The sequence below is a fragment of the Acinetobacter sp. SA01 genome (assembly GCF_011319235.1).
Taxonomy (GTDB): domain Bacteria; phylum Pseudomonadota; class Gammaproteobacteria; order Pseudomonadales; family Moraxellaceae; genus Acinetobacter.
In genome coordinates this window covers 521,096-545,301 of sequence record NZ_WXXM01000001.1, presented here as the reverse complement: position 1 = coordinate 545,301, position 24,206 = coordinate 521,096, and the positions used below count along the sequence as shown (strand labels likewise).

General features: G+C 40.8%; 20 protein-coding genes and 2 pseudogenes. 17 read left to right on the top strand and 5 right to left on the bottom strand.

Features of this window, described 5'->3' with window-relative positions; translation table 11 throughout:
- The first annotated feature begins 97 nt into the window (after positions 1-97).
- From GTU69_RS02670 to GTU69_RS02630, 11 genes are all read left to right on the top strand, one after another.
- Positions 98-748, top strand: coding sequence for a hypothetical protein (locus GTU69_RS02670; RefSeq protein WP_166167729.1), 651 nt, complete (start codon positions 98-100; stop codon positions 746-748).
- The gene (locus GTU69_RS02665; RefSeq protein ID WP_166167727.1) at positions 732-1,559 is read left to right on the top strand and encodes a hypothetical protein; all 828 of its coding nucleotides are present in this window, start codon (positions 732-734) and stop codon (positions 1,557-1,559) included. Before GTU69_RS02670 ends, GTU69_RS02665 begins: the two co-directional genes overlap by 17 nt.
- Before the next feature lie 88 nt (positions 1,560-1,647).
- A complete protein-coding gene (locus GTU69_RS02660) occupies positions 1,648-1,863 on the top strand; it encodes a transcriptional regulator (protein WP_166167724.1) in 216 nt (71 codons plus the stop codon).
- A 3-nt stretch (positions 1,864-1,866) separates the two neighbouring features.
- On the top strand, positions 1,867-2,250 hold the full coding sequence (locus GTU69_RS02655; protein ID WP_166167721.1) for a hypothetical protein: 384 nt from the start codon (positions 1,867-1,869) through the stop codon (positions 2,248-2,250).
- Positions 2,247-2,465: a helix-turn-helix domain-containing protein gene (locus GTU69_RS02650; protein ID WP_166167718.1), complete on the top strand. Its 219-nt coding sequence runs from the start codon at positions 2,247-2,249 to the stop codon at positions 2,463-2,465. Before GTU69_RS02655 ends, GTU69_RS02650 begins: the two co-directional genes overlap by 4 nt.
- Positions 2,462-2,968: a BRO family protein gene (locus tag GTU69_RS02645; RefSeq protein ID WP_166167715.1), complete on the top strand. Its 507-nt coding sequence runs from the start codon at positions 2,462-2,464 to the stop codon at positions 2,966-2,968. Before GTU69_RS02650 ends, GTU69_RS02645 begins: the two co-directional genes overlap by 4 nt.
- The gene (locus GTU69_RS02640) at positions 2,961-3,329 is read left to right on the top strand and encodes a hypothetical protein (RefSeq protein WP_166167712.1); all 369 of its coding nucleotides are present in this window, start codon (positions 2,961-2,963) and stop codon (positions 3,327-3,329) included. The genes GTU69_RS02645 and GTU69_RS02640 overlap by 8 nt, the downstream gene beginning before the upstream one ends.
- A gap of 9 nt (positions 3,330-3,338) precedes the next feature.
- Positions 3,339-3,656 carry a hypothetical protein gene (locus tag GTU69_RS17085; RefSeq protein ID WP_240921572.1) on the top strand — a complete coding sequence of 106 codons (318 nt, stop codon included), beginning with the start codon at positions 3,339-3,341 and terminating at the stop codon, positions 3,654-3,656.
- Positions 3,649-3,774, top strand: a complete 126-nt coding sequence (locus GTU69_RS17275; protein ID WP_277343560.1) for a hypothetical protein — start codon at positions 3,649-3,651, stop codon at positions 3,772-3,774. Before GTU69_RS17085 ends, GTU69_RS17275 begins: the two co-directional genes overlap by 8 nt.
- A gap of 2 nt (positions 3,775-3,776) precedes the next feature.
- Positions 3,777-4,091, top strand: coding sequence for a hypothetical protein (locus GTU69_RS02635; protein WP_166167709.1), 315 nt, complete (start codon positions 3,777-3,779; stop codon positions 4,089-4,091).
- Complete coding sequence (locus tag GTU69_RS02630; protein ID WP_166167706.1) at positions 4,084-6,549, top strand: DUF927 domain-containing protein; 2,466 nt, start codon at positions 4,084-4,086, stop codon at positions 6,547-6,549. The genes GTU69_RS02635 and GTU69_RS02630 overlap by 8 nt, the downstream gene beginning before the upstream one ends.
- A gap of 382 nt (positions 6,550-6,931) precedes the next feature.
- Here the strand turns inward: GTU69_RS02630 and GTU69_RS02625 are convergent, their stop codons facing one another.
- Positions 6,932-8,560, bottom strand: a complete 1,629-nt coding sequence (locus GTU69_RS02625) for a hypothetical protein (protein WP_166167703.1) — start codon at positions 8,558-8,560, stop codon at positions 6,932-6,934.
- A 96-nt stretch (positions 8,561-8,656) separates the two neighbouring features.
- Between GTU69_RS02625 and ssb the strand changes: the two are divergent.
- Positions 8,657-8,958: pseudogene (ssb, locus tag GTU69_RS02620) on the top strand (single-stranded DNA-binding protein); the annotation flags it as partial.
- Between the two features lie 56 nt (positions 8,959-9,014).
- On the top strand, positions 9,015-9,836 hold the full coding sequence (locus tag GTU69_RS02615; RefSeq protein ID WP_166167700.1) for a DUF2971 domain-containing protein: 822 nt from the start codon (positions 9,015-9,017) through the stop codon (positions 9,834-9,836).
- Positions 9,837-13,178: 3,342 nt separating this feature from the next.
- On the opposite strand, the gene GTU69_RS02610 is transcribed toward GTU69_RS02615, so the two are convergent.
- Complete coding sequence (locus GTU69_RS02610) at positions 13,179-14,624, bottom strand: amino acid permease (protein ID WP_166167697.1); 1,446 nt, start codon at positions 14,622-14,624, stop codon at positions 13,179-13,181.
- A gap of 417 nt (positions 14,625-15,041) precedes the next feature.
- Positions 15,042-16,544 carry a PLP-dependent aminotransferase family protein gene (locus GTU69_RS02605; protein WP_166167694.1) on the bottom strand — a complete coding sequence of 501 codons (1,503 nt, stop codon included), beginning with the start codon at positions 16,542-16,544 and terminating at the stop codon, positions 15,042-15,044.
- A 307-nt stretch (positions 16,545-16,851) separates the two neighbouring features.
- Between GTU69_RS02605 and GTU69_RS02600 the strand changes: the two genes are divergently transcribed.
- The 4 genes from GTU69_RS02600 to GTU69_RS02585 all read left to right on the top strand — a co-directional run bounded on the left by GTU69_RS02600 (position 16,852) and on the right by GTU69_RS02585 (position 22,470).
- Positions 16,852-18,135: a Glu/Leu/Phe/Val dehydrogenase gene (locus tag GTU69_RS02600; RefSeq protein WP_205683424.1), complete on the top strand. Its 1,284-nt coding sequence runs from the start codon at positions 16,852-16,854 to the stop codon at positions 18,133-18,135.
- A gap of 145 nt (positions 18,136-18,280) precedes the next feature.
- Positions 18,281-19,462, top strand: a complete 1,182-nt coding sequence (locus GTU69_RS02595) for a hypothetical protein (RefSeq protein WP_166167691.1) — start codon at positions 18,281-18,283, stop codon at positions 19,460-19,462.
- Between the two features lie 280 nt (positions 19,463-19,742).
- Positions 19,743-21,002, top strand: a complete 1,260-nt coding sequence (gabT, locus tag GTU69_RS02590; protein ID WP_166167689.1) for a 4-aminobutyrate--2-oxoglutarate transaminase — start codon at positions 19,743-19,745, stop codon at positions 21,000-21,002.
- A 19-nt stretch (positions 21,003-21,021) separates the two neighbouring features.
- Complete coding sequence (locus tag GTU69_RS02585) at positions 21,022-22,470, top strand: NAD-dependent succinate-semialdehyde dehydrogenase (protein ID WP_166167687.1); 1,449 nt, start codon at positions 21,022-21,024, stop codon at positions 22,468-22,470.
- A gap of 505 nt (positions 22,471-22,975) precedes the next feature.
- Here the strand turns inward: GTU69_RS02585 and GTU69_RS17370 are convergent.
- A pseudogene (locus GTU69_RS17370) lies at positions 22,976-23,216 on the bottom strand (FAD-dependent oxidoreductase); the annotation flags it as partial.
- A complete protein-coding gene (locus tag GTU69_RS02575; RefSeq protein WP_166167683.1) occupies positions 23,209-24,174 on the bottom strand; it encodes a 3-carboxyethylcatechol 2,3-dioxygenase in 966 nt (321 codons plus the stop codon). The pseudogene GTU69_RS17370 and the gene GTU69_RS02575, both read right to left, overlap by 8 nt.
- Positions 24,175-24,206 lie beyond the last annotated feature (32 nt).

The following is a 24,206-nucleotide window of genomic DNA, read 5'->3' as shown; positions in this document are numbered from 1 at the left end:
CGTTTATATTCAGTTTGCTAAGTCTAGGTTGATCCCCGAAAGTCAGATACCCAATCTGATTGGCTTAGCTATTTATTGGGATGCTGTGGGAGGCATAATGTATAACACTAGTTTCAGTAATTGTTCACAATACTTAGATCATGCCGAATGGTTAAGGCTTTCAGATATTTTAAATGAATGGTGCAAGCTAGATCAGTCATGCAAGAAAATAAAAGAATTGGCTATCTTAGGCGCGTGTGAAAATCAACAAATAGAATATACGCGTAATGATGGAAAATCTTTCGATGACCCTGTTATGGAGTTATATGGTAGAGGTTTGCTATTAATTAATAAACGCTCCTTTAATCGCTGGAAAGCCAAATTTGAAAATAAAGAGCAAAGTTTTAATAAAAAAAATCAAAATAGTATTTCTCTTTTAGATTTCTTAAAGAATGAAGATGCCGAATACATAAGTATCAGTGAGGCTATAGATTCTATTCATCATCACTTAGGCACGGATCAGGATATATCTAAGGCTGTTCAGCTACTAAATCTAGCTATCGGCAGGGCAGAGGAACCACCAAGTGTTTATAAAAAAGATGATTTTAAAAGCTGGATGCCAGTAATTTTGAAGAATCAATACAATGGTGACTTTATGGAAGCACCTAACCCCAGTGACCAAGCAAAACTAGAAGTAATTCATTATTTAGTAAACAAAGTAATGGGTGAGAAAAGACAAAAGGAGCTAGATAATGACTTACCGTTCTAACCCTTTCGATAAACAGGATTACAGTAAATTTGCTTTTAAGAAGTCTGAACTATTGGCAGTACTTCAAGCTATTGATGGAAACTTTAGCTTCGATACCGTTGCATCAAATGAACCTATACAAGAAGCAATCGAAATAGAAAAACCGGATAATCAAATACCATTACATATTAAAATTTTGGCAATGAATGATTATTTCACTATTGTTGAGTCGGCTTGCTTTATTTCATTAGATGAGCCAGAAAAAATACAAGCATACGTGGATAGTTGTGACCTTACCTATGATGCCTGGCGTTATGGAGAGCATATTCAGGCAGTAAAAATAATTGAGAATGCCATTAGAGCAAATAAATTAGATATAGAATCTGATGGCATGATACCAAGAGCATCATTACAGAAATTTCTATTTGAACGTACTTGTGTGATTCCTGGTTTTAACGACAATCTATCACAACAAAATCAATCAACTTTTGGCACTCCAACATTTCAACAAACAGAGCCAAATATTGAGAATCAGAATGCTGAGATTGCACGACTAAGGGGCGAACTGGCAGCAGCACAAGAACGTATTAAGCAGATGGAATTAATCCAAACTAGCATAGCGGATGAATCCAAACTAGGCAGCACAAGAGCCGAGAATAATGTAGCAAAACTCATTTTGGCATTATCAGAATTAGCAAGTATTGATATATCAAAGCCTTATGCGCCATATGAGTCCTTAAAAACTCAAAGTGAATTATTAGGTGTGGATAAGTTCCCAAGCAATGAAAATGTCGCCACATGGCTAAAAAGAGCGAATGCTCAAAAATCCTAACTAGGATACAGGCTAATCCTAACTAGGATTAATCAAATAAATCATACCCATACTAAACCCACTATATTTTTGTATAAGTGGGCTTTTTATGACTATCAAACCAATCCGCGTCCAATTCAAAACGGCTTGCCAAATCCTTGATGTAAGCCGCGAATCGTTGCGCCATATCGTGCGTACTGATGCTGATTTTCCGAAGGCAATTAAGATGGGAACTGCTAAGCAGGCCCCAGTCTATTTTGACTATGCCGAGCTTGTAGAGTGGCACAACAAGCAAAAGCAAAGCCTTGCAGTCATGGAGGCTTAATCTATGACTAAAACTCAAGTTAAAGCCATTGCCTTGAATGCCAGCCGGCAATTAAACGCCGTGCAAAAGGACATCTATAACCGTGATTTAGTGACCTCTCTTAATCATGGCCAGTTAAAAGACACCTCGGCCACGCTAAACGATCTATACGGCGTATTGGATACTCAGTACCAGCGCAGTATAAAAGCCGGTATTGATGAGCCTATGGAATACACAGAGCTTGTCAAAAAGCGCATTGATGCCCTTGCCGAATATATCCGGCCCGCGCGTCTTAAAACTGTTCATATCTCACCTAAGCACATCGTACAAATGCTCGATACTGAACAGCAGGCTATGCACCACCTTTTAACCCTCCTGGATGGAATCAACATAGGGGGCAAAGCATGAGTACAAACCATCAAACCCAAGTTTTAGCCCACCTTCAACAAGGCAAAACTCTCTCACAGGCCGAGGCAATTTATCACTTTGATTGCTACCGGTTGAGCGCCGTCATCCAGCGTTTACGTATTGCTGGGCACAACATCATCACCCATGGCGAACCCAATCTTAACGGTAAAGGAACTCATGCACGGTATGAATTGATTAAGCAGGTGGCAGCATGAAACCATCTATTTTCAATTTTAATGAACACGGCGTAAGAGTTGCCCTTGATGCAAACGGACAGCCTTTATTTTGTCTTGCTGATGTTTGTAATGCTATGGGAATGCAAAGAGCTAATCCTAGTAGATTCAATTTAAATCCAAAGGGTATTGCAAGCTTGTGTACCCTTACAAATGGCGGTAGTCAGATGCTCACTTTTATTAGTGAAGAAAATCTATATCGCATAGTTTTCCGATCTATTAAACCCGAAGCTATTAACTTTCAAAATTGGGTATTTGCAGAGGTATTACCGACCATTCGCAAGACTGGGAGTTATTCAGCACGGCAGACCGCTTATGAAGAACTGAACCGCCTATGTATGCAGGAAAAGATATCTAAGGACAAAGGCACATTTCACAGTTTAGGTATGCACCGCCGTAAACATGAAAAGCATTTAAATGCCGTCCGCATAGAAACATGCAAAGCAAATTTACAGTTCACTTTTGAAGGGGTAAGCCATGAATAACCATGTAAACCCTGAGTTTTTCAAAGCCTTCGACCATTACAAAGCAATGCTGGACCAATATGGGGAACATCACCCCATCACAGAACAGGCATTCATTTTGACAATGCACTACACGCCTGAGCATATCAAAGAAGAAATGCACCAAAAGGCCAAAGAGCTAAACCTATTGCCACCAGTAAGCGGTTACACGGATGACGGCGAACCTATGTACCGCCTAGAGGACATTGCCAAGCATTTTGGCATTAGCTGTGAAGAAGCAGAACAGCATTTATTGCAACTGATGGATAACCGTCAAAAAGTCGGACTATCCAATGATGGCGTTTTGGTTGATTCAAATATCAATATCAACCTGGTGCAATGAGGGGAAAGCATGAAAAATAAATCACTCAATATTGCCAACATGCCCAAGTATGGTTATATTAATCGGGCTTTGAGCAAAATCTCAAAGTTAGCTTTGGTCGGCTATAAATATTCAGCGCATACAGTCCGCTTAATGGGCTTTTTTTGTATGTGTAATCTCTCTATGCGTTCGCATATCTCTATGGCGAAGTTGGAGGGGGACACTCTCGAGTGTGCCAGTTACCTGAATTACTGGTCGACCAACCCCTTTCAGCTTTGCCACCATAATTACTTGGTCGTAATTGGCAAAGCTCCGTTAAATAATTCAGGAGCGCATTCCCATGCCTAAATCTATCCATCAAATTACACGTCAGCGCATCCAGTCAGCAGACTTTGCACAAAAACAGGGATTAGTTAAACGCATTTCCTCAATGCTTAAAAAGCTTAAAAAAGTATGGGGAGTGTAATCATGTCGAATCAAATCAATTCTAAAAATACACTTAAAACTTATGATGCTGGTGATATGCACGACTTAGCTGCATTGGCCGAGTGTGATATGGGCTGGATGAGTACGGCAATCACTCATGTTAAAAAAGAAATAAAAAGGATTCATGGTTTAGCCAAAAATGGTGAAGTTATTTCTCAATATCATTTTTCTGAATTAATCACGCATTTAGATATGTATGAATATTTGGCGGATGACCGCCGTCATCATCATGCTAAAGAGGCTGAGGCATACGAAGCTGAATGGGAGAAAATTAAAGGGGGCAGCCACAATGCTTGATTATGACCACCCCAAAGAACTAATAACACCCGATGCCATTTTAAACGAATGCACACGGCTTGTAACGTTTAATGATGCTTATTCATCACATCCATTGATACAACGTTTTGGTAGTCCTGAACAGCCGATCTATGTCGATGATGGCAATGTGGATATAAACGGCGTTCAATATGAAAGCCCTTTAATCCTGCCTATCGTGAATGGACAGCTGGAGCTTGTTCAATGCGCAATCATGCAGGATGGGCAGCGTGTGGCTGTCATCCCTGATGGATTGGCTAAAGGTTTTGCCAGTTATGGTGATTTCCACCAGGATAAGCCTGTAATTATCGTATACAGCCTAGAGGCATTCTTTAAGGTTGCCCAGATAGGATACGCCGTGGCTTTAGTGTTATTGCCCACCTTGTGCAGTTCAAAAAAGATAGCTCTCAAACCTTTTGATTTTGAGCAGATCCAGTTTGTGATTAATCAGCTGTCAAAGGCTGGATATAGCCAGCTTTATATGCCAGTGCGCCCTGAACATATTCAGCTTGAAGCATTCCAAAGCTTAGAGAAAAACACTGCAGTTAGATTGTTAAATCAATATACAGAATACGGCGAAAGCTCATTTTTAACTGAGCTTTATAAAGATGATGATGTAGAAGAAGTTAAAGCTTTTATTCAGCTGGCCATTGAGCAATTGCCTGCAAATAAACTGTTACCCAAAGGTCATTTAGCCAAGCCTTTCAGAATGGATGATGGCGCATTTCTGCATATCCTGGACACAGGCTTATATCTGATTAAAGAAAAAAGAGATGAAGATGGCGAACTTAAGCAGACCCGAACTTTTATCTGCCATTCAGCCATTATTTTAGGTGAAGCGCGAAGCCTGAATAATGACAACTGGAAGCGTGTTATTCAATTTCATGATAAGGACAATACCTTACACCGGCTATTAATCCCTTATGAGCATTTCATGGGTGAAGCCCAAGAGGCCTTAAAGATTATTGCCAACCATGGCTTGATGCCACCGCGCCAGGCGTATAAGAAAAATGTATTCATCAACTACATTCAAGACTACCCGATAGAACAGCGTTTCCGCTGTGTAGATCGTGCCGGATGGCATGGCTACTGCTTTGCTACGCCCAATAAAACCTATGGCAACAGTGAAGATGAAGAACTGCTTTTTCATAGTGATAATAAAAGCCCTTATACCGTATCCGGGACCTTTGAAGAATGGCAGGAACTTAGCCGGCTGATTGAGCCTCATGCTTTGGCAGTCCTGGCATTTTCATGTGCCTTTTCCGGGCAATTGGTTTTGCCCTTAGGTGCTGAAAGTGGTGGCTTTCATATCTATGGTTCATCAACCGATGGTAAAAGTACCATTACTAAAGCCTCATGTAGTGTATGGGGCAATCCAAAGCATATCTCCAAGTCATGGCGGACCACGGACAATGCTTTAGAGAATGAAGCAGAATTAAGAAACGATAGTTTTTTAAACCTGGATGAACTACGCCAGGCTGTACCGAAAGCCGTGTCTGATATTGTCTATATGCTTACCGGTGGACAAGGCAAAGCCCGAAGCACCAAGGCAGGTAAAAACCGAGATGCCAAGCAATTCAGCCTCATGTATACCTCTACCGGTGAAGTCACTCTGGAGGAACATTTGCGCCGTGGCAATATCGAACTGGATGCAGGCCTATTGCTGCGCTTCGCACATATCCCCAGTGATGCAGGTAAAGGATACGGCGTATTTGATTGTATTAACTATGGTACAGCGCCGCAGGACATTGGCAACCGCATTAATGAACTGGCATCACAGCATTATGGCCATGCCGGCATCAAGTGGCTTGAGTATCTGACCCATGATAAAGATGCCGTCATGCAAAAAGTCCAGACTCTACTGGACAGCTTTATTGAACAGCACAGCCAAATAAAGAATGGCCAAGCCAGCCGGGTTTTACGCCGTTTCGCACTTGTCGCTGCAGCTGGAGAACTGGCAACACAAGCAGGCATTACAGGATGGCAGCAAGGACGTGCATTTGATGCTATAGCACAATGTTTTAATACTTGGCTGGGGAACCTAGGTAACGGCGAGAACATGGAAGAAACCAAAATGCTCGAGCATATTAAGGCATTTTTTGAGGCCAATGGTACAAGCCGTTTTGAGGATCTAACTGTAATCAGACAGGCAGATGGTGAAGTCATCCGGCAACGTATTCATAACCGTGTCGGCTACTATGACCCTGAAGAAAAAACCTACCTGGTATCGCCGACCATGTTTAAAAAAGAAATGTGTATCGGGATGAATGAGGCCAGCGTCAAAAAAGCATTAATCAAGCATGGCTGGATTAAAGAGTTTATTGAAGGCGATAAAAAACTCTATGTGAAGAAGTCCAGCAATAATCTACCCGATGGCACACGCCCACGCATGATGCATTTCAGCGCAGAAGCTATGCAGAGTCTAGATAATGAAATCTAAAAACAATATTTATAAGGTGGATGTAGTGGACAAGGTGGACATAGAGATATTTATTATAGTTAAGATGCTGTTATATATAGATATTATGATGTCCACTTTATACAAATCTCTCTATTTTAATAGGTGGACATAAGGTGGACATGATTCTATCCAATCTATTCTGTCCACTTCTACTATTTTTTATGTCCACTTTTTTACTATGCAAATTTATATGTAGGTGGACTTAATTAACTATTCAAAAACATATAGATAATTACTTATGTCCACTTTGTCCACCATGTCCACTTAAAAAGACACACGTATATGGACTAATAGAGTCAGTACGTTAGCAGAGGCTAGAGGTAAACAATGTCACTTTTATAGCTTGATTCTTTTAGGGAACTCATTGTTGATTTTTAGTTGCACCCATTGTAAATATAATAGTTGTAAAACATGCAACAATTATCTGTTTTGCTAAAATACTTTGCACATAACCGATTTCACTATCCTTGTAAGAATGATGTGCGAAATAATTCCTTGCTATTATGAACATCAAAATGTTCCTAATGAAACTTTCTCTAGATCCACTAAGACCATTTGGCATTCTAACCTCCTGTATTTTTTTAAAAATATTTTCAGGTCGTTCTTCTAATTTCGTTAATCTCTTATTTTCATCTTGAAGTGATTTAACATTATTAAAAACTCTCTTATCTTGACCCTTTGCAAATTCTCCTAATTTATTTACTACATCATTTATTAAGTTTTCATTTCCTCCACAAAGTTCCTCAAGTCTTTCTCTTAAAATTGACTCAGTACGAATAGTTAAAACTAATAAAGAGTCTATGATCAATGGAAAATCAAAATTTATTAACCTCTTATTAGTCTGAATTTCTTTATGAAGTCTACTGAACGTCCTAATCCAGACTTTTGATGTTTCTAGAGCTGATAGGTCATTTATTAAATTTTCGATTTCAAAGTGATTGCTTTCCATCCATTTAAAGACTAAAGGATCTAGATAATATTGAGAAAATTTCACTAAAGTTGAGTTATCAACTATTTCCATACGAGGTAAAACTTCACTCAACTCAACCCAATTTTCATTACTAAATTTTTCGTAACTCCATTTTTTATGGATGTTAGCTCGCTGGACTCCAAGATACTCAAGCCATTCAACCATAAGATAGATATCTTGCTGTAATAGATTAAGTGCATTATCGAAATCTGTTATTTTTTTACTTTTATTGATACCTGAAAATTTTTTATAAATTATTAATAAATTTTCAATGGTTGTTTCAATATCTTGTATATCTATATTTAAAAAATCGAGTAAATCCTTATGAAAATTTACATCGCTGTTTTCATCGCCTAGTCTGGCACTTACTGTTTTATAAGTTGAAACAATATCTAATGTGCTTTTATATTTTCTAGTCCATTCTTCGTTAATTTTTATAAACTTTTCTAAGAAATTTTTTTTCCCATCCACTGCAGTTTTATATTTTTCAATAAACTTGCATTCTACTATTGTCTCAACAAGAACATATGCTCGCCAGTGAGCTAGGTACATTTCACAAGGATAGAAAAACCTTCCATTTTCATGTTCTACTTTTTCTACTGAATCAATCTGGTTAGTTTGCTTGTATTTTTCAACAAAACTTTGTTTTAAATTTGAATCATATGGATGAACCAGATCTTTAATTTCAAATGAGTCAGTACTCAACAGAACCAAATCAAAATAGAATACTGAATTTAAATCTTCATTCATATCATCAAAGTTATCACCAAGTGAAGGATAGTTCTTCCAGCTTTTAAAAAACTCTTCTGGTAACTTTACATACAATTCATAGCTTGATGGCGATGCTACAAGCAAATCTAATAATTTCATGTCATATGGGAGTTTTTGAAGATCAAAATTAGTTTTTAAAAACTCAGCAAACTTACCATTACATATTTTTTGATTGTAGTCAGCACTATGTACTCCTATTGACATGTAGCTTGAATATTTATCAATATCCTTCCAAGTTCTTATTATCATTTATTTTTACCCTAGATTAAGTTGCGTATAATGGAATCGTTTTCCTGATTCTACTTAGATCATATTAATTAATGAATAATTCAAATTGATTAAGACATTATTAAAAGTGTCTTAGCTCTTACTCCTGAAACGAAGTATTTTCCCAATGATGGCAATCTCGCTACATTCAGCGTAGCCACATCGGAACAGTGGAAAGATAAAAGCACTGGTGAACGTAAAGAGTCACAGAGTGGCACAGAATCACCACCAGCAACCGATTAGCCGAGATTTCCAGTCAGTACCTCAAGAAAGGCGGAAAGGTTTATATAGAGGGTTCATTGCGTACAAGGAAATGGAAAGACCAAAACGGATCAGAAAAGGAAATAACCGAGATTAGAGCTGATGTACTGCAATTGCTTTGAATAATTTAAAATGATTATCTGAGAAAATATTTTAAAACTTTTAGGAACCAATAATGAATATTGAGCATGGGCTACATCAAAATGGTATATCTATCTATCGTTTTGAGCCTGACAATTGTACGCGAATCAAACAATTAGAAGAAGGTAAACTGTATATATCTGATCCTAAAGAATTTAATGACCCATTTGATTTCCACCTAGATATTAAAGATTTATCGGATCGTACATTTGAGATGGATGATTTCCAAAAAATAATAGACTTCATTTATAAAAATAAATTAATTTATAAATACTATATTTTGAATAAAAATATAGAAAAAAATATTGAGGAGATATTTTCTCAGAATCGTTTTACTCCTGATAGTTTGCCTAAATTATGCTCAATGATAAAAAATCATATTTTAACTTTTGGTGTGCAGTGCTTTTCTTTGGATTGTAATATTCCTTTGCAGTGGGCCCATTATAGTAAATCACACAAAGGATTTTGTATTGAATACAACTTAAGAAAAATGGATTTGGTATCCCAAAATAATGGTTATGCTATTTATGATGTAAGTTATATAAATAAGTTACCAAGCATTTGTATATCAGAAGCACTGCTTACCCCACACCAAGCAATCGGAAAGTTATTGGCGACTAAAACCGTAGATTGGGCTTATGAGCAAGAAATTAGAATTATAAATTTTGAAAAACAAAGTCAATCGGTAGATATGCCTAAAGGATTAAGTATTAAGAGCTTAATTGCAGGAGTAAATATGATTGATGATCATTTAACCTTACTTAAGCAAGTTGGTGAAAAATTAGGAGTTCCTGTTTATCAAATGAAAAAAGGACAAAATGAGTCCGATCCACTATGGAGTCGTGAGAAATTATAGATTGATTTAAATTAGCCTCCTTCACTGGGGGCTTTTTTATAGCTAAATGGTCATTATCACCATGCAGATTCAACTATCATGGAAATCATGATAACTGAATAACTGACTTTAGATTAGTTTAGATAGGTGCAGGTTCGACTATTGTGGAAATCGCAAAGGATGAATAAATGGCCTCAGACGGCGTTAGATCGGATCAGTCTAATTAGACAAAACGCAATTTTGCGTTTACCTTAGAAAACAACAAGTTGAATACATTCCTATCAGATTTAAAATCCAAAAGGGTTACATTTCAAATGCCACCCATTAAAGGTTTGGTCATTATTGTCATGCCCTCAATAGCTAAACCTAGTCATAAATTAGCTATTTTTAGTTATCTGAAAACCGCGTTTTGTCGTTCTACGTCGTACAAGAAAGGGGAAATTTAGAGATACGACACGCCGTTAATTTACCTTGACAGCACCACACCAAAAAACACTATAAAAACCCTGTCAAAGCCTTACTGCATAGGTATTACAGCCATTTTATTAAAACTGTATTTCGTCAAGCTACGTCAAGGTAAATCAATCAATTTCGTGTCGCTACGTGTCGCAAAATCTTGCATGACAAGCCTTTTGTATTTTGTTGGACAAGGTACTCATAAAAACACCTATAAAAATGCACTGAAAGCCAAGCTATACAAGGCATACGGCTTTTTAACTGGATATTGGCTTCGTCAAACTACGTCAAACAAAAATGCTGTTTTGTCATGCTACGTCCTGCAAGATTAGCCTTATTTTAGGTTGACGGCATACAGGCTAAATAATCAGTAAAACAGTGCTCAAAGCTATGTGATGAAAGGATTTGGATAGTTTTATGAAAACCCTATTCCGTCAACCTACGTCAACCTAAATTGGCTAAAAACTTACTTTGACAAGGTACGCCGTAAATAACTCTATAAAATCACCTATAAGCCTTATCAGCCATAGAACACAGCCCTTTTATATGCTTTTCATAAAACTGCATTCTGTCAAAGTACGTCAAAGAAGAAGCCTTATTTCATCAACGTACATCAACGTAAAACGCACCACTTTTCCACCATTCCATCCAAGTACATCCAAGTAAAACTTGATCGGATTTAAAATCTGTCCAAGTACGTCCAAGTAAATTTATTTTGCTTTACGGCCTATCTGCATAAATCACTATGTAAGCCAAGCACAGAAAGGCATACGGTCATTTTATTAATTTCAATCCGTATAGCTACGTATAGCAAGAAATGTGAAAAAGTTTCTATTTGAACAAGGTACAACAAGGTAAATGGCTTATTTCATCTAAGTACATCTAAGTAATTTTTGTTTTACGGCGTATTTGTTGAAAATGCTCTCTATGCCAGTTACAGCAAGGCATACAGCGATTTAATGAAATTAATTTTGTAAAACTACGTAAAACAAAACAGCCTTAAATTATTCTTTACTGCGTTTATTTAATTTCCTTGATGGGCCACCAGTAGAAAGACCCTTAAAATAACCTCTAAGCTATATGCAGCAAGGTTTACCGCTATTTTGAGGGAATCCCATTTCATCAAGGAACATCAAGGAAAACCCCATGTTTTGTATAGCTACGTAAAGAATATTTGAGCTTATTTTTTGTCTTACAGCACCACATTAAAAAGACCATCAAAACCATGCTCAAGACTAAGCACAGCAAAGTTTACGCCGTTTGTTACGAATACCTATCTTGTAAGACTACGTAAGGGTAAAAGCATTTAAATAGGTCAGATTAATTAGTGATACAGCACATCTTAAATTTGATAGACAATACCGCCTCAATAAATAAGTGGAAGCCAATAAACATAAGGGATACAGCCAATTTATAAATACATTTTTGTCTAACTACGTCTAGCAAATCTGTATCACTACGTATCAGTAAATAATGCTTAATCACACCGTTCTGATTTCAGGTTTTATCAGGTTCAAAGGTTAAGTTTTTTTAAGTCAGAACCTTAGCATTTCTTAGCTTGTTTGCTGAGTTCAAATGTCAAGTTTTGACAAGTTCAGACCCTATTATTCCCCTAACAGGTAGGGCGTTCAAAAGTCAGGTTTTGATAGGTTTATGCATCACCCTGGGCATCTTTGAATATTAGGTTTTATTAGGTTCAATCAATCGAGTGATGACGGGCGAAAAATTGCGGTGGCATTCACCCCACTGGGGAATATGAGCAAACTTGCACACATTTAAAACGCGACCAAGTTAATTCAGCATTTGAAATGTGGATTTAAAATCTGAAATTTTACCGATACCAAAATTCAGGGCATACCTGACCATCAAAAATGACGTGCAGTATAAGCACCTCAAAAAAGAGGAGCTTTACCGCAAAGGATAGGATTCCAAATCTGACCCCATCGACATTATAAATGTGGGTGGGTACGCATTTTAAATATGCTGTTTTGGTGCGTACCGACTGCATACCGTGTACCAGTGTGTACCTGAACCACTAAATAGAGGAGCAGCTTAAATACTCTATTTCGCCTCCATCAAATAAGGGAGGCCAAAAAACACAGCAAACCGACACACCAATACAGGCAATATTTAAAATAAAAGGCGTGGGCGTGCGAGGGGAGTTATTTTTATATGAATTTGACTCCTGATATAGCAACTAAACCCGAAGAAAATAGGCCAGCAACATATAATTTGTACACTGTCATGTACACTAGAATTTTAATTTAAAATTTAAATAATATAAAACAGTTGCTTATAAGATTTGTTCAATTGTCGCCATCCCAAATACCTAACAAGACATGGCAAAATATGCCAAGTCTTAAAACGAAAAGGCTTGATTCTTAACGGATCAAGCCTTTTTTATGCCTGTATATAACTGAGCTTAACCGAGTATATGAGTTTGTATCATATCGTGTATCATTGATAAGTAATTGAAACCACTGTGATACACAATAAAGCGTTCAGATATTAAAAAGTGCCCTTTATCAGATACCGTATTAGAAAATCTAAAGATAAGGACTATCCGGAACTTGATGGAGTATTTAGCTTGATCACGTGTTTAAGATGTTGGATGAACAACAGCATGCTTATATTCATCAGCTGATTTTTGCTGCTTGTGGCTTGATTTATTCGCCATGTTATCCAAGAAAAAAAGATCTATAAAATGGGAGATTATTTAAGGCATTTTAGGCAGATGATGCCCGACTATTGAGAACGTTGTTACTATTTATATCCGATAAAAAGAACAGCAGTTTTTGAATGATAAAAGATCTTTTATTGTTATTGGTAGGTGAAAGTTTAGATTAACGATTCACCTACCAGCCGGGTCTGATTTTGTCCCCAAGATTTATTTTATCAGCTTGAGCGTTAAATATTGTCGCTCAGGTTTATTCTATTTTGCGAAATTTTTTTTTGTGAATCTTTACCCCAATTGAATTTTTGTGCACAGATGCCTAATCCGACAATAAAGAGTGCAAGCAAGCTGGTATAAGTCACTTCTTTGAAATATGTTCCTTCAACCAGCATGGTAATCAGGGCACCAATAATAAAGAAGATTGCCAGATAAGTCAGCCAAGGGAATAACCACATTTTAAAGTCAATCACTTGTCCTTCCGCTTCTAATTTCTTACGCATACGTAATTGAGAAAAAGCAATGGTGAGATAGACATAGAGTGCCGCTGTACCTGTCGCTAACATAAAGATGTCGTAGACATTCATACTTTCAGTGGCCGTCAGGTAGGTTGCCAATAAAGCGAATGATGATGACACCAGAACACCCATCCAAGGACTACCATTACGGTTGATTAAACCAAAACTTTTCGGTGCATCGCAACGTTTTGACAATGAAAACAGCATGCGTGAACAGGTATAGAGTGCAGAGTTAAAACAGCTACACACTGAAGTCAGGACCACAAAATTGACAATGTGTTTTGCTTCTGGAATACCAAGTGCAGTTAAGGTCACACTATAGGTTCCCCAAGTTGGGTCTTTGAGTAGTGGATTGTTATGTGGAATGAGGCAGACGGTAATAAGCATTGAACCAACATAGAACAACATGATACGCCATACCACTGAGTTAGATGCTTTACGGATTTCACGAGCAGGGTTTTGTGATTCTGCGGCAGCCACCGTCACAATTTCAGCGCCAATATAGGCAAACATAACCCCGAGTAATGCCGTGATTACCGCAGAGAAACCATTGGGCATGAAACCTTCAGCGGTTAAATGGGTAATACCTGTCGCACCTGCTTGGCTCCATGGCCATAAGTGCATGACGGCCAAGCTACCAATCACTAAGAAAATAACAATTGCGATCACTTTGATCAGGGCAAACCAAAACTCAAATTCACCATAGTTTTTGACATTTTGTAAGTTAACGACAACCAATGACACAATCACTAGGAGCATATAGCCCCAGATGGGGATCAACGGAAACCAGCTGTTGAGAATTTTACCTGCGACATACGCTTCCCAGCCCATCAGTAAGGCCCAAGAACACCAATACAGCCAGCCAATGGTAAAACCTGCCCAGCGGCCAATTGCACGATCAGCATAGGTTGAGAATGAACCGCTATCCGGGTTGAGAACGGCCATCTCACCCAGCATGCGCATGATTAATAGAATGAGCAATCCACCAAAAGCATAGGCCAAAATTGCAGCGGGACCTGCCGAGTAGATTACATTACCAGAGCCAATGAACAGTGAGCCACCAATTACCCCGGCAATCGAGATCATTGTAAGATGACGTGACTTAAGTCCACTTTTTAAGCCGTGTGATGAATCGGGCGTGGAGACATGTTGATGTTCTGCCATATAATTTCCCTTAATATCCATAGTGTAACAGCAATAGAGCTCTCTACCTTGTGTACACTATCTATCCTTTGAAACTGTAACCGAATTCGCAATCACTTCATTAATTTTAAGTTAAACTTAATAAAGCCGATGTTTCTATAAACACATGAAAAATCACACTTTGATTACAAAACTGTTACATGCTGTTTATGTATGCTGCTAATTTCTCTTTTTTGTTGTCAGGTGACGAGAGCCATTTTTTAGCTATTGAAGGGAGCCAATTGCTTTAAAAAGGTGAAAATTACAGAAAGAAATGTTTACAGAAAAATAAAGACTAAATAAAATGAAGTGGCCATAAAAGGTTTTACTCCTTGTTTAAAAACCGGCCGAGAATATATTGATTTTAAAAATAAAATTTTAATTAGAATCGAAATTTTACTAGTTTAAAGTATGAATTCCATTGTCGCGCAAGCATTTCAACAGTACGCCGAAAGCTACCAATATTTCTTGTTCCCTCACGCAGGCGAAACCGAGCAGTAATCCTTTCTGCCGGGTAGAATAGTGCTTGGTATAGTATTGCGATAGGGCTCTGACCTTAATACCTTGATCAAGTGCATTCGATGCAATCAGGACATCATCACTGCTGCTTGGCAGTTTTAAAATCAGGTGTAGGCCTGCTGCCGTGTTGTATTCGTGCAGAAAATCTTCACCTAAATGACGGTGAATTAAATCAATCAGAAATGCATGGCGTTTACTGTAGAGTAAGCGCATGCGTCGGATATGCGCCTCATAATGGCCTTCACGGATAAATTCTGCCAGTGCCTTCTGATCAATTAAATGTCCACCGCGATAGAGTTCTGCGGCCACAATGCGCAGCGGGGAAAACAGTTTCTTCGGAACCACCAGATAGCCGATACGCAGTGCAGGATAAATGGTTTTGCTGAATGTGCCCATATAAATGACCGGGGAATCAGGTTCCAATCCTTGTAAAGACGGATAGGGCTGGCCTGAAAACCTGAATTCACTGTCATAATCATCTTCCACAATCCAGCTTTTATGCTGCCGGGCAATTGCAATCAGCTGTTTGCGTCGTTCCAGGCTTAGATGTGAACCTAGCGGATACTGGTGGGAGGGTGTAACAAAGATCAGCTTGGGGGGTACTTTCGGATCAAGATCAGGAATAATGCCTTCCTGATCGACCGGCAGTGAACGCAGATTGACCCCGTTAATGCGCAAAATGTTGCGGGCGCCCCAGTAGGCTGGATCTTCGATCCAGACTTCATCGCCAATGTCGCTCAAGGTACGCGAGACTAAATCAATCGCCTGATGCGTGCCTTCGGTAATAATGATTTGATCGGCATCGCATTGCACCGAACGTGCAATTTTCAGATATTCCGCAAGTTCTTGGCGCAGTTCCAGACAGCCGCCAGCATTGCTGTAAATCAAGCGGGTAATTTCCGGTTCACGGCTCAAACGGGTCTGAATTTTGCTAAAAATGTGATGCGGAAACTCTGTCACATCCGGTGCACCGGGAACAAAAGCACCCCATTGATAAGGCGAGGCTGCTGAATAGCCGATTAAGTAAGAACCACGCTGAGACAAGCTGTAACTTTGCTGAGATTTTTTTTCTTGAATAGGGGCGTTGCTATTTTCCGCCTTGATTAAAAAGGATTCGGGCAGTTTATCTGTGACCCAGGTGCCTTGTCCTGTGCGGGCATCGACATACCCTTGTGCCTGTAATTGTTCATACGCACTTAATACCGTATTACGGGAAACCTTGATCTCTTTGGCCAGATCGCGGGATGCCGGCAGACGAGTCTTGGGTGCCAATACGCCGTCAATTATGGCATTACGTAAGCAGCGAAATAATCGTAGCTGCAATGTTCCATCGATATCTTGCTGTAATCGCTGCAGCAAATAGTCTCCAAGCAAGCTACGCAATTGGCTCTCTCCTACAAATTCAAAGTGGCTCTCGTGAGAGCGATATCGGTATGTGCAAAATAATCTGGTCAGGCAGTAATTGTAAAGTATCCCGTTGTTGCACAGTGCATGTAAATACGGGCCTGTAAACGGCAGGCAATATACACATATCTTGGTTAAAGCCAAAGCGAAAAATCCAAGCTGAATGTTTTAGCTCAGATCACGCTGGCTACAGAGCTGAATCAATAAATGCCGACAAGCAGAGATAAATTTATACTTTTTGCGGTCGCAAGGAAATGCGTCTGCATACAAAAAACAGGATCATGCAATGAACACAATGATGAAGGGGCTCACCTATACCGAGCACGGTACGACGGCCTGGAACAATTATCTGAAACAGCTGGATAAAGTGGCTCCTTATCTGGGTGAACTCAGCGAAAGACTGGATATGTTGCGACGTCCGAAGCGAAGCCTGATTGTGGATATTCCGGTGATTATGGATGATGGCAGCGTTCAGCATTTTGAAGGTTATCGAGTTCAGCATAATTTGACCCGCGGTCCGGGCAAGGGCGGTGTGCGCTTCCATCCTGATGTCAATTTAGATGAGGTGATGGCACTGTCGGCATGGATGACGATTAAGTGTGCGGCACTGAATTTACCTTTTGGGGGGGCCAAAGGCGGTGTACGGGTTGATCCAAGCCAGTTATCCAAGCGTGAACTAGAACGATTGACACGGCGTTATACCGCAGAAATCAATTTGGTTATTGGGCCGCAAAAGGATATTCCGGCACCGGATGTGGGGACCAATCCGCAAATTATGGCCTGGATGATGGACACCTTTTCCATGAATGCCGGTTCTACCATTACCGGTGTGGTGACCGGGAAACCCGTGCATCTTGGCGGTTCTTTAGGCCGCAGTAAAGCCACAGGACGTGGCGTGTATATTAGCGGGCGTGAAGTGGCGCAGCAAATTGACCTGGATTTAAAGGATGCCCGGGTGTGTGTGCAGGGGTTTGGTAATGTCGGCAGCGAAGCCGCCTTGCTGTTTCATGAAAATGGCAGCAAAGTGATTTGCGTACAGGATCACTCCGCAACCCTATATCAGGAACAAGGGATTGATATTCCCAAGTTAATGGAATATTCAAACACCTATCACAAGATTCAGGGGTTTGCTGCAAGCGACGAAATCGCGATGGCAAAATTCTGGCAAATTCCCGCAGAAGTGTTTATTCCTGCGGCGCTGGAAGGGGTGATTGATGTGCATGTTGCCCAAACCATTCAAGCCAAGATCATTTTGGAAGGGGCCAATGGTCCGACCCTCACTGAAGCGGATGAAATCCTGAGTCAGCGTCAAATCACTGTTGTACCGGACGTGATCTGCAATGCTGGTGGCGTGACTGTCAGCTATTTCGAATGGGTACAAGACCTTGCCAGCTATTTCTGGACAGAAGAAGAAATCAATCAGCGCATGGATGTGATCATGAAAAATGCTGTGCATGATGTTTGGCTCAAAGCCATGCAGGCCGGATGTTCTTTACGTACCGCAGCTTATATTTTGGCATGTGAACGGATTCTGATGGCTCGCCAAGAGCGCGGCATCTATCCAGGTTAAGGGTAGGGTCTCTTGCAGGATGCAATATTTGACCCGGCATAAGTTTGGATATTTAACGCCTTTGCTGATTCCATTTGGTCAGAAACTTTGCTTTTGCCAGCGACCTGGTTTTGAAAATTATTATTTCTTTTTTGGGGCTTCTATAATGTCGCAACGTTTTTTAGTGAAACCATTTTCGTTCTGTGCGCTTGTCGCCAGTGCCGTTACGATGTCTGCCACCGTGCAGGCAGATTCGCTTTCTTGGGGAGATGCCGATACCGATTTAGGCAAACTGACCGTATCGGGGTGGCTACGAGCGAATTATCAGGATAAGGATTATTCGGACAGTGACCATAAAGTAAAGTTTAATGCGGCGAAACTCAGCCTGAAATATGATGCCAAGTCATTGTTCGGCGATGTGGAATACCGTTGCTATCAAAATGATACTCTATGTGATTTTTCAACTTTGGTGAATGCCAACTTGGGCTATAAGCTGAATGATGACAGCCGCATCACCTTGGGTCTGCAAGATATGCCTTTTGGTATTGGCCGCTTCTGGAGCAGCAGCTGGTACGGCAGTTCAATGGACAATGCCGGACTGGAAGATGTGCATAATCTGGGTATTAACTGGCAGCAGCAGCTAGGTACAAATACCAAAGTCAATGTGGCTTATTTTGTGCGTGATGGGGGAAGTTTTGCCGGCACTGGTGACGATGCTGCGCGTTATGCGGCCAATTATGTCAAGCCAGAAGATGCCAGCACCGATGACATTGAAGAAAAAAACATGTGGGTTGCACGTATCAATCAGCAGATTCCACTGCAGGACAGCCCGGTTAAACTGAATGTTGGCGGCTCGTATTGGTATTCAGATTTGGAAAATAACCGCAATGGTCAAACTGGGCATCGCAATGCATGGAATGTGTTTGGTCGCTTAAACTACCAGAATGCAAACCTGACCCTGACTGCCGGACAGAATCGCGCAGATACCCAGGCTGTAGATAATCCAGATTATGCGACGGTAGGTTCTTTTGAATCGAAGTATCATGTGGCCAATAAAGCCAATTATTATGTGGCGAATCTGGATTATCAAATGACTGATTTTTATAAGGATTACGATCTGACGCCTTATGTCAGCTATACCGTCTTTGATAAAGACAAGTCCGGTTTCGCCACATCTACACGCAATATTTTGGGTGCTCAGCTGGATGTTAAGCAGTTTTCGCTGGCAGCCGAATATATCATCGGTAAAAATGATGTATTCATTGGCGGTGATGCCGGTTCTTTGGCGCAAGGAGATGCAGCAGGCCATAGCCGACTGCTGAATTTACTGTTTATGTACAATTTCTAAATTTTTGCTCTCAGTTATCAAAATGGCACCTTATAAAAAGGTGCCATTTTTTTATGGTGTAATTTCAAGTTTATGATTTGTATTTAATTATTCTGTTTTTTGATTTTTTAAATCTTCGGGACAGGGTGAATTGGCTCTGTCTATCTGATTCAAAGTGGCTCTCGTGTCAGGCCGATAAAAGCGCAAAATGAGGAAGATCAACCAGTCATTTGCATATCATCAATCACATGATATGGATGCCAAAATTTTACACTGTATGAATCAAGAATGAGGATACAAAATGGACAGTAAACACTCTGCACTGAATGCACGTAAACAGCAAGCGACGCCTCGTGGTGTTGGTGTCATGTGTCAATGGTACGCGGAGAAAGCAGAGAACTCGACAATTTGGGATGCTGAAGGCAATCAATATATCGATTTCGCAGGTGGTATTGCGGTACTGAATACCGGTCATCGTCATCCTAAAATTATTGCTGCTGTTACTGAACAATTAACAAAATTTACCCATACAGCCTATCAGGTTGTACCTTACGAAAGTTATGTCTCTCTTGCTGAGCGTATTAATGAGCGTGCACCAATTGACGGCCCTGCAAAAACCTCATTCTTTTCTACTGGTGCTGAAGCAGTAGAAAATGCAGTTAAAATTGCCCGTGCCTATACTGGCCGTCACGGCATTGTAACTTTTGGTAACGGTTTCCATGGTCGTTCATTCATGACCATGGCCATGACGGGTAAAACTGCCCCTTACAAACGTGACTTTGGGGTAATGCCGGCGGGTGTTTTCCATGCACGTTATCCGGTAGAGTCAAAAGGCATTACTGTGGACGATGCCATCCAAAGCATTGAAGACATTTTTGCTGAAGATGTGGCTGCACATGATGTGGCGGCAATCGTACTTGAGCCTGTGCAAGGTGAAGGCGGTTTTAATGTTGTACCGGCAGAATTTTTAAAGCGTTTACGTGCATTGTGTGATCAGCATGGTATTTTGATGATTGCAGATGAAGTACAAACAGGCTTTGCCCGTACCGGTAAACTGTTTGCCATGAATCACTACGAAACCAAAGCAGACCTGATTACGATGGCAAAAAGCCTGGGTGGTGGTTTCCCGATCTCTGGCGTGGTTGGTCGTACTGAAGTTATGGATGCACCGAATCCTGGCGGCTTAGGCGGTACTTATGCGGGTAGTCCGATCGCCGTTGCTGCAGCACATGCAGTTATTGATGTGATTGAAGGTGAAGGTCTGTGTGATCGTGCCAATGTCTTGGGTGCGGAACTGGTTTCGGTATTAAATAACATTAAAGCCAGCAGCAATGTAGTCACTGATATTCGCGCGCTGGGTTCAATGGTTGCAGTAGAACTGGAAACGGCTGAACAGGCCAAAGCGGTGCAAAACTATGCAATGGCAAATGGCCTGCTGATTTTAACCTGCGGTCGTTCTGGTAATGTGATTCGTTTCCTATATCCTTTAACCATTCCAACAGCGCAATTCCGTGAAGGCCTGGCTATTTTAGAACAGGGATTTGCAACTTTAACTGCATAAGAATGAATGAGGGATTGAAATGCTTCCAGATCATTTGAAATATTTATTACAGCATCCGGATGTTTGCTTGGATCAGCCCTTAAGTGGCGATTACATCGAAGTAAAAGATGCGGCAACACATGACACGCTGGCATGGGTGAAATCCCATGACCGTGCGTCGGTAGAACAAGCAATTGCTCGTTCACAGACGGCACAGAAGGCATGGAAAGCACAAACAGCATTACAACGCGCTGACGTGCTGTGGGCCTGGTTTGATTTGATGCAGGAAAATAAAGAGTCATTGGCTCAGATTTTGACTGCTGAACAAGGTAAACCTTTAGCTGAAGCGCGCGGTGAGATTGCTTATGCCGCCTCCTTTATCCGCTGGTTTGCTGAACAGGCGCGCCGTATTGACGGTGAAGTGCTGACACCAACGCTGCCGAATCAGCGCTTGCTGGTCATCAAACAGGCAATTGGGGTCACCGCTGCAATTACGCCGTGGAATTTCCCTGCAGCCATGATTACCCGTAAGGCTGCGCCTGCAATTGCTGCCGGCTGTTCTATGCTGGTTAAACCGGCTGAGCAAACGCCATTAACAGCCTATGCTCTGGAAGTGCTGGCTTTGCAGGCAGGTTTACCACAAGATGTATTGCTGCACATTAGTGGCGATGCCATTGAAGTGGGCAAAACCTTGTGCGAAAGCGACACAGTGAAAAAGCTGAGCTTTACCGGTTCGACTCAAGTCGGCCGCATTTTGATGCAGCAATGTGCGCCAACCATCAAAAAACTGTCACTTGAGCTGGGTGGCAATGCGCCAGTACTGGTTTTTGATGATGCCAATCTGGAGCAGGCGGTTCAGGGTATTATGGTCAGCAAGTTCCGTAATAGCGGTCAAACCTGTGTCTGTGCCAACCGTATTTATGTGCAAGATGGCATTTATGATGCGCTGGCTGAGAAATTGACTGCCGCTGTGGCCAATTTAAAAGTGGGTGATGGCCGTCAAGACGGTTCTACTCAAGGCCCGTTAATTGATGAAGATGCAATTGCCAAAGTGCAGTCGCATATTGCAGATGCAGCGAGCAAAGGTGCACAGATTAAAATTGGTGGCCAGCGTTCAAGTCTAGGCGGCACTTTCTTTGAACCTACCGTGCTGACTGAAGTAACCCAGGACATGAAAGTGGCTAAAGAAGAAACTTTTGGTCCATTGGCTCCATTATTCCGCTTCCACACGGAAGAAGAAGCGGTGGCGATGGCAAATGATACCGAGTTTGGCTTGGCTACTTATGTATTCACACAGAGTACAGCGCGTCAATGGCGTGTCGGTGAAGCATTGGAATATGGCATGGTCGGAATTAATACCGGTGCTATTTCTAATGAAGTTGCACCATTTGGTGGTGTGAAGCAATCTGGTTTAGGACGTGAAGGTTCTAAATTCGGTATTGATGAATATCTCGAAATGAAATATCTGTGTGTAGATTTATCTTCATAATAAATGCTACATCAACCAGTTAAAAATCAGCCCTGCCCATTCAGGGCTGATTTTTATACAATAAAAACTGTTTAAACTTAACTCACACAGCAGTTAAAAAATATTTATAAGCAACAAGATTTGTCTATATCAATAACTGGAATTGATTGTCTGCCAAACATCTTTATTGGCTAAAATTATTGATCCTAGCTATGAAAAGAAGAGTTTCCATCTCTTTTCTTGTAAAGGGATCCGCTATTTCAACTTGAACTTTACGGTTTTTGATTTTATTCATTGGATTTTCAGAAATAACATTATTCTTTACGGTCACTTCAAATACATCTCTTAAGAGAGTTGCACAGTTGTTAAAAATTTTAGTTGTTTGAAAATGCATTTTTTTCTGGTCACTATAGTTTTTCTTCTATTTTAGACCTTTAGATTAGAATTTTTGTGGCATCTACAATCCCAACATTCCAATCAATACCTTCGCCTTCAGGCAACTTTTTCGGCAAATTGAAAAGTTTGGGCGGCCTGGCTGCACTATGGGAACCAGTGCCGGTGATTCTTCCAGATTAAGCAGAGTATAAATATGTTTACTCAACGTATCCTTAGCTTACCAAGTGACATCCTATACCAGCCGTTACAAGCAACAGCTTGTGATAAGCAACACCGTCACCATTTTGAAGTTCAACCGTATGCGCTTCAGCGTTGATTTTATTTACACTATTGCCACGGATGGTTTCGATGTTGCTCATGTCATTAAGCTTTTAACTCAGCAGATACGATGCCGAAGCCCGCAATCCACTCACTGATTTCTTCATAGCAATGTGTTGTCATGTCGTATTCGCCCAGTTCGCTCAAGGCAGCAAATGCAGCCATCCAGGCACGAACTTCCTGACCACCACGGCCACCGTCACGGCGGATTTCAGCTTCAGTCATGGCTTCCAGTGCAGCGAAATCTGCATTTTTGAATTTTTCAAGTAATGCCAGATCCCACTCAGGATTTAGAGGCACAGAAATGCTCTTGTCGCCTGCAGCCAGACGCTGACCGACAGAAATCACATTCGCCTGACGGGCATTACGTGCTTCAGGTGTCGGGTTACGGCCCGCAATCAGGAACTCTTCCACTTCTGGTGGCACAGAACCCATTTGCGGAGTCGGTGGATCGTGTGAAAGGCCACCCGTACCCAGTACAAGTACACGTTCATTTTCAAGGTTTAAAGATTTGATAAACTGACCTACAGCACGGCCTAAAGCGATGGTACGCTTGGTGGTGGGCATGGGTGCTGCAGCGCCATTAATAAAAACCGGAATTGTTGGATAACGGTCAAGCTGACCTTCACAGAGGAAATGTAAAGGCTGGGTTACCCCATGGTCGGCTTGCATGCGATAAGAATATGCAACATCCACACCTTCATCCAGTACACTGCGAACCAAAGCCAGTGCCTTGTCTTGAGGTACATTCAGGTGGTCATTATCTTTACCATAGTCCCAGTCACCTGCAGCCTTGGCACGAACACCGACACAGAAGCTTGGCATCAGGTCATAGAAGAAACCATTAAAATGGTCAGGACCAAAAGTAATGATCAGGGTAGGGTCATAAGCTTTTACTTCAACTGCCAGTTTGGCAAAGGCATCACGAACAACCTGTTCTTTGCATTTTTCCTGAGGTGAAGCAAATTCCATTAAAGGGCTATGAGATGCACAAATAAGTTTAATAGCCATAACAGGCTCCTTAAAAGGAAGGCAGCCTAAGA